Annotated in this window: 14 protein-coding genes; 6 read left to right on the top strand and 8 right to left on the bottom strand. The window is 51.1% G+C overall.

Going from position 1 to position 14098, the window contains the following annotated elements:
- The 3 genes from ACMGDE_RS16535 to ACMGDE_RS16545 all read right to left on the bottom strand — a co-directional run.
- Positions 1-713, bottom strand: a 713-nt coding sequence (locus ACMGDE_RS16535; protein ID WP_436833933.1) for a DUF6443 domain-containing protein, incomplete at its 3' end; no start/stop codon positions are given.
- Positions 714-725: 12 nt separating this feature from the next.
- On the bottom strand, positions 726-4100 hold the full coding sequence (locus ACMGDE_RS16540) for an RHS repeat domain-containing protein (protein ID WP_436833934.1): 3375 nt from the start codon (positions 4098-4100) through the stop codon (positions 726-728).
- Between the two features lie 25 nt (positions 4101-4125).
- Entirely contained in the window at positions 4126-5028 is a 903-nt protein-coding gene (locus tag ACMGDE_RS16545; protein ID WP_436833935.1) for a hypothetical protein, read from the bottom strand.
- Between the two features lie 403 nt (positions 5029-5431).
- On the opposite strand from ACMGDE_RS16545, the gene ACMGDE_RS16550 reads away from it, so the two are divergent.
- Positions 5432-6445, top strand: coding sequence for a HipA domain-containing protein (locus ACMGDE_RS16550; RefSeq protein ID WP_436833936.1), 1014 nt, complete (start codon positions 5432-5434; stop codon positions 6443-6445).
- Between the two features lies 1 nt (position 6446).
- Positions 6447-6842: a HipA N-terminal domain-containing protein gene (locus ACMGDE_RS16555; RefSeq protein WP_436833937.1), complete on the top strand. Its 396-nt coding sequence runs from the start codon at positions 6447-6449 to the stop codon at positions 6840-6842.
- Positions 6843-6893: 51 nt separating this feature from the next.
- Here ACMGDE_RS16555 and ACMGDE_RS16560 read toward each other — a convergent pair whose 3' ends face one another.
- Both ACMGDE_RS16560 and ACMGDE_RS16565 read right to left on the bottom strand, forming a co-directional pair.
- Positions 6894-7373 (bottom strand): Dps family protein, encoded by a 480-nt coding sequence (locus ACMGDE_RS16560; protein WP_436833938.1) that lies wholly within the window; start codon positions 7371-7373, stop codon positions 6894-6896.
- A 61-nt stretch (positions 7374-7434) separates the two neighbouring features.
- The gene (locus ACMGDE_RS16565; protein ID WP_436833939.1) at positions 7435-8772 is read right to left on the bottom strand and encodes an NfeD family protein; all 1338 of its coding nucleotides are present in this window, start codon (positions 8770-8772) and stop codon (positions 7435-7437) included.
- Between the two features lie 63 nt (positions 8773-8835).
- Between ACMGDE_RS16565 and ACMGDE_RS16570 the strand changes: the two genes are divergently transcribed.
- The 3 genes from ACMGDE_RS16570 to ACMGDE_RS16580 are packed head-to-tail and all read left to right on the top strand — an operon-like array spanning position 8836 to position 11113.
- Positions 8836-9588: a DUF4905 domain-containing protein gene (locus ACMGDE_RS16570; protein ID WP_436833940.1), complete on the top strand. Its 753-nt coding sequence runs from the start codon at positions 8836-8838 to the stop codon at positions 9586-9588.
- An 18-nt stretch (positions 9589-9606) separates the two neighbouring features.
- Positions 9607-10491: a DPBB and LysM peptidoglycan-binding domain-containing protein gene (locus tag ACMGDE_RS16575; RefSeq protein ID WP_436833941.1), complete on the top strand. Its 885-nt coding sequence runs from the start codon at positions 9607-9609 to the stop codon at positions 10489-10491.
- The gene (locus ACMGDE_RS16580; protein WP_436833942.1) at positions 10478-11113 is read left to right on the top strand and encodes a uridine kinase family protein; all 636 of its coding nucleotides are present in this window, start codon (positions 10478-10480) and stop codon (positions 11111-11113) included. The genes ACMGDE_RS16575 and ACMGDE_RS16580 overlap by 14 nt, the downstream gene beginning before the upstream one ends.
- Positions 11114-11128: 15 nt before the next feature.
- On the opposite strand, the gene ACMGDE_RS16585 is transcribed toward ACMGDE_RS16580, so the two are convergent.
- Both ACMGDE_RS16585 and ACMGDE_RS16590 read right to left on the bottom strand, forming a co-directional pair.
- Positions 11129-11788: a 3-oxoacid CoA-transferase subunit B gene (locus ACMGDE_RS16585; RefSeq protein WP_436833943.1), complete on the bottom strand. Its 660-nt coding sequence runs from the start codon at positions 11786-11788 to the stop codon at positions 11129-11131.
- Positions 11778-12515, bottom strand: a complete 738-nt coding sequence (locus ACMGDE_RS16590) for a CoA transferase subunit A (protein WP_436833944.1) — start codon at positions 12513-12515, stop codon at positions 11778-11780. Before ACMGDE_RS16590 ends, ACMGDE_RS16585 begins: the two co-directional genes overlap by 11 nt.
- 151 nt (positions 12516-12666) lie before the next feature.
- On the opposite strand from ACMGDE_RS16590, the gene ACMGDE_RS16595 reads away from it, so the two are divergent.
- Positions 12667-12846: a hypothetical protein gene (locus tag ACMGDE_RS16595; RefSeq protein WP_436833945.1), complete on the top strand. Its 180-nt coding sequence runs from the start codon at positions 12667-12669 to the stop codon at positions 12844-12846.
- On the opposite strand, the gene ACMGDE_RS16600 is transcribed toward ACMGDE_RS16595, so the two are convergent.
- Positions 12843-14081 carry an MFS transporter gene (locus ACMGDE_RS16600; RefSeq protein ID WP_436833946.1) on the bottom strand — a complete coding sequence of 413 codons (1239 nt, stop codon included), beginning with the start codon at positions 14079-14081 and terminating at the stop codon, positions 12843-12845. The two genes, ACMGDE_RS16595 and ACMGDE_RS16600, sit on opposite strands and share 4 nt — an antisense overlap.
- Between the last annotated feature and the right edge of the window lie 17 nt (positions 14082-14098).

A 14098-nucleotide genomic window follows, 5' to 3' on the forward strand; every position in this document is an offset into this window, starting at 1 on the left:
GCGTCGTTGGTTGCGTATTCCGTCATCACCGTGCGGCCAGCGGTGGCCGTGCGCGAGGCGGCCGGCTGCCACGCCGGCCCCGGGAAGCCCTGCTCCAGTACCCGGTCCAGCGGGCTGGCCTCGTACTTCCGCTCCCCGAACGACGGGGTCACGCTTCCCGATACGGGTATCTGCACCACCCCCGCCGGGGGGCTGTTGTAGTAGGATGCCTGAAGCGTAGTGGCGCTGGCCTTGAACGCACCCCCCGCGCCCGTGGCCGTCGCGTACGGCAGGTAATCCCGGTGCTGGCGCCCGAAGGCGTCGTACTCCACGGGCGTCACCACGTCCCGCTGGTTCGGGGCGGCCTTCACCCCGACCGTCTGGATCTCCCTGCCCAACCCGTCGTAGTACGTGATGTCCCGCAGCGCCTCGGCGACCGTCGGTGCCGCCGGCGGCGTGTTCCCGAACGCCCGCAGGTATACCGTCTTCTGGATGTAGTTCTGGTTCGCGCTCGCCGCATTGCCCAGGGCCGCCGCCGCAGGGGCGATCCACGCCCGGAAGTTGCCCGTGCTCTGGAAGCCCGGCGACAGCGTCACCGTCGTCGGGGCCGTGTATTCACCCGTGGCCCCGGGCTTGTTCAGCGACAGCTGGGCATGCACGGCCTGTGAAAATAGCGTGAGCAGCAACGCGGCAGCAGTCGCCGCGGATGGGTATTGATGTCTTTTCGTTTCCATGTCCGTATCGGTTTAGGGCCGGTAATTGTATCTGTATTCCTCCATGATGTTGCCGAAGTGGTCCTTCGCCCGCCACAATCGGCCGAATCCATCGTATTCATAAAGGGTAATCCGCCCCGAAGCATCTGTGCGGCTGGTCATCCCCACCAATGGATTGTAGGTATAAGTGATCATTTCGGTTCCCAGCGGATGCAGTCGCACGTCATCTACCGCCACACTGCCACTGAGGGTCACCGAAGTCGATGAGCGGATGGTGCGCTGATACAGCGTCCATCCCCCGCGTGAGGTTACCGCATTTGCGCTGGAAACCACCGCGCCACTGCTTCCACTTACCGAGGGTGAACTCGTCGACTTCGCCCAGTATGTCAGCACGTAAGCCTTTGCGCTGGATAACCCGCTTTTGGCCATTGCCCCGCCCCCCAGGCTATATACCCGGTTGCCCGTGGGGGCCGTGGCATCGGTTGACGTCGCACCCGAATAACTCCAGTTGCCCTTGCCTTCTGCCTCGAATCCAGCATATGCGATATCAGCTTGTGCGGCGCTTTTGACTTCCGCCACTGGATACTGCCCATTGTACGACCACAGATAGCTTATCGGAAGCGCATTTGTTAGTGTCTGGGTGATCAGGTTGCCATCTCCATTATAGCCAAAGTTGATCCGTTCGGCATAGCGGGTGTCGCTCAGAAGCGTCGTAAACTTGCCCCCGCTGGTCGTCTGGCTGTTCAGTGCGGCCAAGCCCGATGGTACATCCAGCCGATAGATTTTGGAAGGCCGGAATCCTGCATCGAACTGGGTGATTTCGCCCGAAACCAAGATAGAATCCGTTGTGCTGTTCTTCTTCCAGACCTGTTTTTCGATGACCGGCGAAAGCACATGTGCCGCCAGGAAGGTTGAAGCAACGGTGCTCGTATAATTTTGCGGGTATTTGTACCGCGTGGTGTGGTTCTCCCCTCGTGAGTTGGCGTAGAACTCAAACAGCAGGTTACGATCGCCTCCCGTGTCGTAATGGTACCTGGTAAGTGAGGATACCGAATCGGTGCCCTCGTATTTCACCTCCCTTATAGACCGCAGGTATTTCCATTCCTTACGGATCATATAATGCTCATAGTCATAGGTCTCCTGCATTGGAAGGGACAAATCATAGAGCACGTGCGATCGCAAGTATGGTTTGATCGCATGGATGATGGTATCGTTTACCGTGGCATAGTCATAATATGTCCTTTGAATAGGTACTTTTGCGTCGCCCTCATTCCTGTAGACCGTTACCCGCAATGGGTCTATCCCGAGAAATGTACCCTCCGACTGAAAGGAGATGAAATCATGGCGGGTGCTGAGCCTTTCGGTGCCGCTTACGGTTTCCTCCAACACCGATTTATAATACACCGGTGTATTGATGCCATAGAATTCGCCGTTGGCCGAGTTGTAAACCCGTGAGTGGATCTCTCCCGTTTCACTGGGTGTCATCAGAATATCCGTAAAGTCCTTCACATCATACTGCGGCGACATGGAGACACCGCTGGAAAATCCTTCTTCATTCTTGTAGGTATAGGTCTTCGTTACCATCGTACCAGGATTTGGATTGAGTACCACTTGCCTCACACGCAATCCGCCAACCGCCTCGCCGGAGGAAGGCTCTCCTTCCTCTGTATAGGTGACGGTGGCGCTCATCGCCGTTTCCCTATAGTCGATGTAGGCGGTAATGAAATACGTCCCAGCCGTGAGGGAAACACTGAAATTCTTTCCATTGTTGTCGGACTCAAAATCAATCTGCCCTTCATATACAATGGTATTCACACCGCCTGTTGTCCGGGTAATCCTGAAGTCTTTCGACAGATTCCTTGCATTGCCGTCCGCAAAGGGCGAGTGGACACTGCGCGTCAACGCAACCTCAACCGACTGGTTCATCGATACGGTGAACGGTTCATTGAAAGAAGCAATCACCTGCCCGGAGGACGGTGTGCCGCTCACGTTCGCCGTGGCATCATAAGCGATGGGATTATAGTTTTCACCATCGAATCGGCGGTTTTGCTCATACGTAAACGTGGCCGTCCCGCCCAACGGATAGGTAATCTTATTCAGTGCTCCGACACGGGTACCAGCCAGTTTAGGCGACCGATCAAGGAAAGCGTTCGGTACGATATCCTTCGGCAATATATTACTCGAAAAGTCACCGCTACCGAGATAGAATCCGTAATGATCCAGCGCCGCGCCGCTTTTTGTAAAACCGGTCGCTGGGACGGCTTCGTATTGGAATCGGTGAGTATGCACGCCTGCCGTCCCGCCGTGTTCCCGCAACGAATCCAGCCTCATGAAAGCCCGGTTATGGCCGGTCGTGGCTGAGTAGGACTGGTGGAACTCGAACGTCCTTATGGAGTTGCCTGGTGCCGAAATAAGGATTTGACTCAATGCACGCGAACTACCGCTCGTGCCTTGATCAATATCCAACCGGGCTGTCGACACTGGTACAAAAGAGACCGTGCAGTTCGTCGAAGTCACCGAAGACAGCCTCGCCGGGTTCACGAAAGTCGGGTAAGTATCCTTTTTGGGAAACAACTGGGAGGTTATCGGACTTGTACCCTGCAAGGGAAGCACATACTTGTAGCTTTGCGTATGGACCCCCTGTTGATTGATCTGGCCTTCATTTACATAGCTCAAATTGATGGTTGCGGTGTTGGCCGCATTCTGTATCTTGGTAAGGTACCAGGAAGAAGGGTGCGTAGGGATATTATACGAAGCTTCAGCATTTCCCTTAGGAGTGGAAGTTTCCATCTTTTGGAAGTAATATTTGACGCCGTCGGCTATGGTAATGATGAAACCCGAGGTATTGGGTGCTCCCTCTATCTTTATTTTCTGGTCGGGCAGGCAATAGAACTTGTCCCGGTAAAGGATAAATTTGCCAGAATAGCCACAGAAGTTGAAACTGAAAATGTCCGGTTCTGTGTCCACCAAGACATCCTTGACCGCGTTCTTTAAAAACGTTTGGTTGGTTTCCGCCAAATTCAATATGTTACTGATGGTATCAAACGTACCAGCCTGTACGCCCAATTCATCGACTTTATCCCGCACGTTTCGTGTAATAACCCCGCCCGCCTCCAGCGTCCATCCCATTCCTACCCAACTCGATGGAAGCCTTGGCTTGAAACCGTCATAATTATAGATTAAGGTAATTGGCAAACTGATATCCTGGTCCTTGATTTCATAAATCGGGATTGATATATTCGGCAGTCCTGTGTACAGCGATACGGGTACCTCTCCGAGTTTACCGATACTCGATGCATTGGGCGAGGGACCGATCAAATCCGTCCGGATGTAATTGGTTGGGTCTGTTTGAGTATGCCCAACAAGGCCAAAAGCCAGTGTGAACAAAATTAGCGTTAACTTTTTCATATCTGACGGTTTAGTGATCTGAAATTTAGTCGATGGGGGCATTCTGTTTTTCAAGTTGTTTAATCCGTTGATCTTGGTTGATAATGTGCAGCGTCAGCTCTTCCACTTTCTTCAGCATCAGCATGTTCATCTCCGCTAGGTCCAGCCCATCCTTTTCGATATCCGCCGCCGAAGGAACCTCCGGCAGGTGCTTATGTTCCTTTACATAGATTTCGATTTCATCCAGCGTGGGCAATTGATATCCCGGATCAAACACATAGTCTGGCACGGAGATGTCGCTCTTCACTTTCACCTCCTTGGCCAGGATATTGCCGTTCACGGCCAGATCTGCCTGGGGATAACTGGTGCCTATGCCTACCTTGCCGCTTATTATAAACTGGCTTACCTGATGCCGCTCTACCATTGAGGCATCATAATCCTCGATATTGCTTAGCAGCGTCTGGTTCTGCGGCTCGCCATTGATTTCATAGGTAACCGTCTTGAGATTTTCGCCACTTGAACTCACCCATCCCACAAAATGATATCCTTGACTGTGTTGTTGTGACTGGTACGGCACATCCAGCGCCATATATCGCTTTCCGTTATATAAGCAGGTCTTCAGTTTCCAGCCAGTAGCACTATGGTCAACCGAGCTGATTGACGCCGTGATATCATTATACGCCGAACCGGAATTGATATGCACTACGTTCATTCGCTGCAGTGCACTTGTCCCACCTCTTAAGGCCATGATGGTGCCTACCACATAATTGTTTGGCAACAGGGTGCCGTTGTAGATTTCATGCAGCAGAATGAGAGTTTTCGAGTAGGCAACGTTTTGATCCATAGCGATTGTCACAGCTTTGTAGCTACCATGAATAGTGGTTTGCGCTTGGACACCCGTGAGGATTGCTGTCAACAACAGCGATATGGTGATGTGTTTGATATACATATCGGTTAGGATTAAGTAAACGTTTGATTGATATAATGATTGTTATAATACGTTATTGAGCTGCTATGCAAATCGGTGCACACACCCGCACCACGCTTTGCGCACATGCTGCTATGCTGTGCACGCGTCTCACGCAACCGCTTCCCGCAAACAAAAGCCTGAATATCGCACTGCTGATTCTTTCGGTTTAGGCTTCGTTGTTCAGATGTTCCCTACTGGTTGATGTCTTTTTCTTTGGTAATGTTACACGAATTTACTGAGATTTCAAAGCGAAAAGATTTTCTTAATAATTTTTTAAAATTGGTGGTGTTTGCTGGGGTATTTCCGGGGTATGATCTAATATGTGAATCGAAAATACAGAAATCTACGTATCTTTGCAAAACCTTGGTGAACCGACAACTATATGAGTAACCTGAAACGGTCGCTACGCAGGGAAAGATCCCTGCATCATTCAGGAAAGTTAAACGACAAGCTCATCCCTATCTTAAGGGAAAAGGATTATTGTGTGGTAGATATCGTGTTGGATGGTGATGCACCGAAAGAGTTCATAAAAGTCTATCAATATATTCCAGATTCAGGAATAAAACGAAATAACCCCGACACATGGATACCCTATATAGCAAAAACTGGAGAAAAATGGTATCCACATGAGTCTGTAGTGGAGTATATGATTAATAGGATTGGCCAAGTGCTTGGTTTAGGGATGAACGAAATCGGTTTGTTTAGAATAAACGGTCAAATTCGGTTTCTAAGTAAATATTTTATACGTCAGAAGGTTGAATCGTTAACTCATGGTGCTGAAATATGTGGCGAATATTTGAACGACATTGATTTCGCCAAGGAGATTGCGAATGACCAAAAAACGTCAAGACAATTATTTACCTTTGAATTTATCGCCAAAGCAATTGAGCACAAATTTGGAAATGAAAGCGAAGGCATCCTTTTGGCATTGGTAAAGTTGATTACTTTTGATGCACTCGTAGGAAACAATGACAGACATTTCTATAATTGGGGGGTAATTGTGTCAAAGAAGAAAGCTTCGGATAAACCGAGATTTGCTCCCATATATGATTCCGCGAGAGGGCTGTTGTGGAATTTAAGCGAAGAAAACATCATAAAATATAGCGACGGCCAAAAATCAAATGGCAAGCAATTTGTTAGGTATATTGAAAATGCCTGTCCAAGAATAAGTACTGAGGGCAATCATGAAATCAATCATTTTGATTTAGTTGGGCATTTGAAAAAGATTGACAATAATAAATACAGAAATTCCGTTGAAGAATTATGCACACAAGAACAGGAACAGATAGTGCATAAGATGTTAAAACAGGAGTTCTTTCCAATGTTTTCAGAAGCTCGCTCTGAAATGGTGTTACAAATTATTCAGGAAAGATTTAGAAAAGTTAGAGAGGTGTAAGATGAAAAGCATATTTAAGCGTTTGTTTTCGAAATCAGATGATTCGCCAGAAACGAGTTTACCAAAAGAAGAATCAGCCACATTTAAACTAAAAGTAGATGATCTAATCATTGGCACGCTACATTGTGAAAATGGTGTTTGGGAATTCAAATATACAGATGAGTTCAAAAAACGGAGTGATATTTATAATCCCATTGCGGGTTTCTCAAATCTGGATAAGATATATAAAAGCGATACGCTTTGGCCATTTTTCCAAACGCGAATTCCGGGGTTGAAGCAACCGGCTATTATTGAGATTTTGAGTAAAGAAAACATTGACAAAAATAATGAGTATCAGCTCCTAAAACGTTTTGGAAAGAAATCCATTAATAATCCATACGAACTGGACTTGGTATAAAGCCTTTAATTTCCAACAATCTATCCAATTGCTGCTGTTGCCTGCCGCTGCCTACGCTTTATTCACGAAGGCACGCAGCATCCAATTCTGCTTTTCATTGAATTGCATAAAGGCATTGACCATATCATTGGTGCCTTCATCTTCCGCGGCGGAGGTGATCTCCAGCAGATCCCGCTGCAGGGCGATGAGCGCCTCGAGGTCTTCGATGATGGTCTTGACCATGTCGGTGTCTTTCATGCCGATGGTGTCTACCTCTTTGATCTCTGCATGGGTCACGTAATCGTTGAACGTGCTGAAGGGCGATTTGCCCAGGGTAAGGATGCGCTCGGCCAATTCGTCAATAGTGGTCAAGGCATTGGTGTACAACTCCTCAAATTTGGCGTGCAGCGTAAAGAAATGGTTGCCGCGGACATTCCAATGGCAGCCCCTCAACTTCTGGTAATGGATATGGTAATTGGCCAACAGGTCATTTAAATGATCCACAACGGGTCTTAGCTTCTTTTCTTCTAAACTGATTGCTTTTGGGTTCATGATGTATTAATTTATAGGTATTCGTAAAAACAGCGAAAGCTACAAAATGTTTACCGTGGTATCACGGCTCACGTTTCTTTCTGACAAAAAGATTATAGTTTTCATGCTTCTCTACGTAGATCGCTTCGCCGATATCGATGAATCCGTCTAACGCGACGGCGTCGTACCATTTGCCTTCGATTTCGACCTTGCCCGATGGGCGGAGGACGGTTTTCGCCACGCCTTCCTTGTTGACCAGTGCGGTATTTGTCGGGGATGAGGTGTACCCTTCTTGCGAACGTTGCTCATCCTGCAAGACCAACCGCCGGAAGGCGCGGGTCTTCAACAAGCTCTTGCCGAAAATGACCATCACGACCGTGGCCACGATCATGGCGGCGATGACTAATAAAAAGGAATTGAATAGCATACCTGGCTCACCCATTGAAAAATTGAAATAATCATTGACCACCATACTGAAGGCCAACCCGCACACCAGACAAATGATGCCCAGTATGCCAGCCACACCGAACCCCGGAATGACAAATAACTCGAGCAGGATCAATACGATGCCGGTGATGAACAAGGCGATCTCCCAGTGATCGGCTAAACCTTGCATATACAATGGGGCGAAAAACAAGGCGGCGGCGATGATGGCTACCAGCAATGCAAAGCCGATACCCGGTGTTTGCATTTCGAAATAGATGCCGCCGATGATCAGCAGGATGAGGATGCCGCTGACCGCCGGATTGATGAGGAAGGCGATGATCCGGTCGATGGTGGTGACCTGATGCACCGTCACCTCCGGGTCGCTCATCCCCTCGGCCGCCAGCACGGCGTCTACGGACGTGGCCTCGGCCACCGCCAAGTTGGCCTTCACCGCCTCGGCAGATGTGAGCGTCAGTATTTTGCCGGGGGGCTTGATGCCGGGTACATCCACATCGGGGTCTACGAAGGCCTCTGCGATGCGGGGGTCACGGCCCTTGGCTTCGGCGGTGGCGCGCATGAGTCCGCGCATGTAGGACTGGTGTTTTTCGGGCATCACCTGACCGGACTGATCGACCACGCTGGCGGCGCCGATGCTGGATCCTTTGCTCATGTAGATGCGGTCGGTCGCCAGCGAGATGAGCGCTCCGGCCGAAGCCGCGTTGTGGTTGATGAAGACCACGGTTTCTAACGGCGAGTCCAATATCCGCACGCGGATGGAGTCGGCAAAATTGACCATGCCCCCGAAGGTATTCATCTCGATCAGCATCAGATCGACCTTGGCTGCTTCTGCTTTTGCGTAAGCGTTCTTAACGATCCGCCAGGCGTTTGGCCCGATGTCTTCTTTCAAATCAAAACGATAGACCCGCTGCGCCTGCGCTGTACCAACCGCGATCAGCAGATAAGCCATGCATGACACGGTGGCAAGCAGCTTCATGATGGATATTTTTTTTTCACGTATCATTTAAAAACGTTATATTTTTGAGGGGGAATAGTAATCATGGATAAATATACGTTAAAAACCGTATTCCAAAAAAGATTTTTAGGGCTTGTCTGGCGCATGGAGGTGGATACGGCAGGTCAGGTACTGGCCGTGGAAACGCGCGATAAGGACGGTATCCCATCCTTTTCGGCCTTCGCGTATACCAGCGGTGCATCGCTCATTCACGAATTGCCCTATGGCGACCGCAATTGGACCTTGGCGGGGATCGCCGACCATAAACTGATCTTGCGGGCATTCGGCGATGATAGCCCCAACAGCGCTGGCATTGCCTGCATCGATGCCACGACCGGCGAGGTGCTGTGGGAACAATTTCAGTATACCTTGCTGGCGGTCGGGGAGCGGCAGCTTCGTGTCCGTCATCGGAGTGTTGCGGGCGGTTATGAACAGTATGTGGACCTGGCCACTGGAAATTTAACACAATTTAACAATTGGGGCGATAAACCTATGCCGCCGGATATGGTCTTACCCCAACGGTATGTAGGCGATATCCCGGCTGTTTTGGCGGGTTACCCTGTCCATGGTGATCTTTTTTACTGCCAGATCGGACCGAAAGGCATTTGGGCTTTTCATGAAATAGATGAGGATCGCTATCGGGTCAGATTGGTCATTTCCACTGGATTAACCGTATTGGCCGATGAGATTGTGCTATCGGGATTAGCTAAAATGGCACCTGAACTTTTCTTTATGATCGGTCAGCAGCTTTTCTTAATTGGCGATAATAAACGGGAAATTGTATCGTATTTAGTATAATTGCAACGAATTTTTAACATGGACATTACATATCCCTATTTATATCGCGCGTCGTTCCTGTTGGCTATGTTAATCGGATGTTGCAGCCTGTCGTCAAAAGCCGGAACCCTGCCCCTGGATTCCATACGGGTGGAATACGAAAATGGCAAGAAGATCATCATCCACCAGCTGGAGCCCAAGGAGACCTACTACGGACTGAGCAGGCGGTACCGTGTGCCGGTCAAGCAAATCATTACCGCCAATAGTAATAAATCGTTAAAAGTAGGCGACATCGTGCGTGTCCCAGCCGAGGCGGCCACCGGTAATGCCGTTGCGACCAATGGTGCCGCGGGAGGCACATCGCCTGGCCCCGCCCCGGCCTTATCCCAGGATGAGTTTACCTCGTATAAGGTTGGCAAAGGGGAAACGCTATTTACGATTTCGAAACGATTTATCATCTCGGTGGAGAGCATCAAACGCGCGAACGCGCTGACCGATGATGGGCTGCAGGTGGGGATGGTGCTCAAAATACCCCACAAGGAGCTCCCCCCGCCCGTGCCGAAGGCCAATCAGCTGATCGTTGCCGATACGACGGCCGACAATGTGCCGTCGATACCGGAAAACAGGTACGGCATCCGGGAGATGACCGAAAAGGGCGTCGGCGTGTGGATAGACGACCTCAACCAGGGAGCAGGCAGCATGCTGGCCTTGCATAAAACCGCGCCAATAGGCACGGTCGTCAAGATCACCAACCCGATGACCAACCGCACGGCGTTGATCAAAGTGGTCGGCAAGTTTGCCGACACCGCCGAGACCCGTGATGCCATCATCGTCATCTCCAAATCTGCAGCATCGCTCATCGGTGTGTTGGACAGGCGATTCCAGATCGAAATTTCCTATGGCACACCGAATGACACCCCATAAACCGTATGTAGTCGGCATTGCTGGAAGCAGCGGATCGGGAAAGACCTTTTTCCTTCATTCCTTTCTTAATCACTTTGCCGCCCGGGAGGTCGCACTCATTTCGCAGGACGACTACTACATTCCGGCCCATACCAAAACGCAGGAAGAAAACAAACTGTACAACTTCGACCTGCCGACGGCGATTGACCGGCTGGCGTTTGTGCGCGATATTGAAGCATTGTTGAACGGTGAAACCATCTACCGCGAGGAATATACGTTCAACAATCCGGCGCTGAAGCCCCGAATGTTCGAAACCAAACCGGCACCCATTTTAATTATAGAGGGGTTGTTTATCTTTTACTACGAGGAGGTAAACGCCCTGCTTGACCACCGGATATTCCTGCATGCCGAAGAGGAGATCGCCTTGCAGCGGCGGCTGAGAAGGGATCTGATGGAGCGTGGCTACAATGAAGATGACGCGCGGTACAAATGGGTAAACCATGTCATGCCCGCCTACCACCAGTACCTATTGCCTTTCCGCGATCAATGTGACCGCATCATCATCAACAACACAGACGACCCTGCGCTGATCAGAGCCGTGACCGATGAGATCTCGGCCGAGCTGCGCGGCAAGGTCTTCTGAAGTTGCATTTCGCTTCTAAAGTCGCATCTCAGGCACCTCGCCGGACACGATGAACTTGCCCGCCGTGGCGTTTCGTATCGCGTCTACACTGACCCCCGGAGCCCGCTCGATGAGCCGGAATCCCCCGTTTTCGACATCGATCTCGAACACGGCCATTTCGGTCACCACTTTACGGATGCACCGCGCTCCGGTAAGCGGCAGCGTACAGCGGGGAAGCAACTTTGACTCGCCCGACCGGCTGACTTGCTGCATGGCGACGATGATGTTTTTGGCGGCGGCCACGAGGTCCATGGCGCCCCCCATTCCCTTGACGAGTTTTCCCGGTATTTTCCAATTGGCAATATCGCCATGCTCCGACACTTCCATCGCACCAAGGATGGTGAGGTCTACTTTCTGTGCCCTGATCATGCCGAAACTCATGGCCGAGTCGAAGATGGCGGATCCGGGCAGCATGGTGATGGTTTGCTTGCCGGCGTTGATGAGATCCGGATCTTCCTCCCCTTCATAGGGGAATGGCCCCATGCCCAGCAATCCGTTTTCGGACTGGAGCACTACGCTTAGGCCATCGGGTATGTAATTGGCCACCAAGGTAGGGATACCGATGCCTAGATTGACGTAATATCCGTCCCTGATCTCTTGCGCGATTCGCTTCGCGATTCCGTTTTTATCCAGCATAATCCGCCGCTTTACTTAGGTTTACCCCTTCGCGCATCCGCACGGTACGCTGCTCGATCCGCTTTTCATAGTCGCGCCCCTGAAAAATGCGGTGCACATAGATACCGGGCGTATGGATGTGGTCCGGATCCAGCTCGCCCACGCCTACCAATTCTTCCACTTCGGCGATGGTCACGTGACCGGCCATGGCCATGAGCGGATTGAAGTTGCGGGCCGTGCGCCGGTAGACCAGGTTACCCGCGGTGTCGCCCTTCCATGCTTTTACGATCGCAAAATCAGCCTCAAAGGCCATCTCCATCAAGTAATCCTTACCGCCGAAGTTGCGCACCTCTTTGCCCTCGGCGATCTCGGTACCCACACCTGCCGGCGTGAAAATGGCTGGCATGCCGTATCCTGCCGCGAGGCAACGGGTAGCCAGCGTACCCTGTGGGATCAGCTCCACTTCCAGCTCACCGCTGAGCAGCTGACGCTCGAACTCGGCATTTTCGCCTACATAAGACGCGATCATCTTCTTCACCTGGCGCTGCTGAAGCATCAGTCCGATGCCGAAGTTATCCACGCCGGCGTTGTTCGAAATGCAGGTAAGGCCCGAGATGCCCTGCCTGACGATTTCCGTGATGCAGTTTTCGGGAATACCGCAAAGGCCGAAACCACCCAGCATGATGGTCATCCCGTCGGTGATGCCGGCGATCGCCTCCCGGGCACTATGTACTACTTTGTTGATCATGGGACGTTTATATTGGATCCATCCCCCCGGACAGGGAATGCCCACAAGTTACGAAAGTTATGGGAATCGTCCAAGAAGGTGAACCGTACCGGTAAAAATTTCAAACCTTAATTAGAACTTATCTAAATAATTGCATTATCTTTGCAGCGCAATGCTTGAGGAATACCCATATTTCATATTGGAAAACCCGGCGGCCGGACCATTCGGCGGCACGGATCCGCAAACGTATAAGGGACTGAACCCGTATGGTCTCGGCTGTGGCTGTGTATTCAAAAAATGCTGCAAGAAGTACAAACGCGGCAAACGATGCAAGAAATGCCCAAAAGCCTAGTGCTCTACAAAATCCAGATCTTTATCGAAGCTTTCCTTCAGCTGGCTGAGGGCAAAAATCGCAATGCCTGTTAACAGAAAAATCATCAGGTAAGCCGCGGTGATAATGTTGAACTGCCGGACCAAAAATTCGAACAGCAGGGTCGACGGGATCAACGCCCCTCTGACAAAATTCGGTGCCGTGGTCGTGACCGTGGCACGGAGGTTTGTTCCGAATTGTTCCGACGCAATCGTCACAAAAGTAGCCCAATAGCCTACCGCAATGCCCATGCAAAACGCGATCCAATGAAAGCGTTCTTCGGTGAGTCCGTCACTGCTCAGGTACCAAATGACCGATCCCATGATCAGCAATTGAAAGATGAAGACCGCCAGCCGCCTCGATTTGGTCAACTGCGCCAATAAGCCGGCGAATACATCGCCTATCGAGATGCCGATATAGCCAAACAGGATGCCCCGGCCCGCACTGAGCGCGACGGGAGCATTCAGTGCATGGCCAAATTCAGGTGCTTGGGTGATGAGAATACCCACCACAAACCAAATGGGCAACCCGATCAGCAGGCAGTAGGCATAGCGCTTGAAGCGCTCCTTGCTGTTGAACAGCATGCTGAACTTTCCCTTCTCGACAGCGGCGTTGGCCACCCCTTTGAACATGCCCGATTCAAATGCCCCCACCCGCAGGATCAGCAACAGCAGGCCCATGGCGCCACCGACGAAATACGCATTGCGCCAGTCGAAAAATGCCGAAACGTAGTACGCTGCCACAGCGCCCAAAACGCCCACTGCCGCCACGATCATGGTGCCGTATCCCCTTTTGCCTTTGCTCATGCTTTCGCTGACCAGGGTGATACCTGCCCCCAGCTCTCCAGCCAACCCGATGCCTGCAATCAAGCGGATGATGGCATAGGTGTGGATATCGTGTACCAAGCCATTGGCGATGTTCGCCAGCGAATACAGGAGAATGGAGCCAAACAAGACCTTGACACGGCCGAACTTATCGCCCAGTATCCCCCACAGCAGTCCTCCTAATAACAAGCCCCCCATCTGCATATTGAGCACATACTCCCCATCCACCCGCATCTCGGCCTGGGGGACACCGATATCCTGGAAACTCTGCACCCGCACAATGGAGAAGATCACCAGGTCATAAATATCGACGAAATAGCCCAGCGCCGCGACAATGACCAGCAACCATGCATTGTTGGTGTCGGGTCCCCTTCGGTTTTTATCCTTGGTCATTTGAAAAACGATTACGG

The organism is Parapedobacter brassicae (assembly GCF_051400755.1).
GTDB lineage: Bacteria > Bacteroidota > Bacteroidia > Sphingobacteriales > Sphingobacteriaceae > Parapedobacter.

What these genes read in the sequence shown, in the direction of transcription:
- ACMGDE_RS16600 (WP_436833946.1), bottom strand. Translation starts at nt 14,081, where the DNA reads ATGACCAAGGATAAAAACCGAAGGGGACCCGACACCAACAATGCATGG.
- ACMGDE_RS16580 (WP_436833942.1), top strand. Translation starts at nt 10,478, where the DNA reads ATGACACCCCATAAACCGTATGTAGTCGGCATTGCTGGAAGCAGCGGA.
- ACMGDE_RS16570 (WP_436833940.1), top strand. Translation starts at nt 8,836, where the DNA reads ATGGATAAATATACGTTAAAAACCGTATTCCAAAAAAGATTTTTAGGG.
- ACMGDE_RS16575 (WP_436833941.1), top strand. Translation starts at nt 9,607, where the DNA reads ATGGACATTACATATCCCTATTTATATCGCGCGTCGTTCCTGTTGGCT.
- ACMGDE_RS16590 (WP_436833944.1), bottom strand. Translation starts at nt 12,515, where the DNA reads ATGATCAACAAAGTAGTACATAGTGCCCGGGAGGCGATCGCCGGCATC.
- ACMGDE_RS16555 (WP_436833937.1), top strand. Translation starts at nt 6,447, where the DNA reads ATGAAAAGCATATTTAAGCGTTTGTTTTCGAAATCAGATGATTCGCCA.
- ACMGDE_RS16565 (WP_436833939.1), bottom strand. Translation starts at nt 8,772, where the DNA reads ATGAAGCTGCTTGCCACCGTGTCATGCATGGCTTATCTGCTGATCGCG.
- ACMGDE_RS16545 (WP_436833935.1), bottom strand. Translation starts at nt 5,028, where the DNA reads ATGTATATCAAACACATCACCATATCGCTGTTGTTGACAGCAATCCTC.
- ACMGDE_RS16540 (WP_436833934.1), bottom strand. Translation starts at nt 4,100, where the DNA reads ATGAAAAAGTTAACGCTAATTTTGTTCACACTGGCTTTTGGCCTTGTT.
- ACMGDE_RS16560 (WP_436833938.1), bottom strand. Translation starts at nt 7,373, where the DNA reads ATGAACCCAAAAGCAATCAGTTTAGAAGAAAAGAAGCTAAGACCCGTT.
- ACMGDE_RS16595 (WP_436833945.1), top strand. Translation starts at nt 12,667, where the DNA reads ATGCTTGAGGAATACCCATATTTCATATTGGAAAACCCGGCGGCCGGA.
- ACMGDE_RS16585 (WP_436833943.1), bottom strand. Translation starts at nt 11,788, where the DNA reads ATGCTGGATAAAAACGGAATCGCGAAGCGAATCGCGCAAGAGATCAGG.
- ACMGDE_RS16550 (WP_436833936.1), top strand. Translation starts at nt 5,432, where the DNA reads ATGAGTAACCTGAAACGGTCGCTACGCAGGGAAAGATCCCTGCATCAT.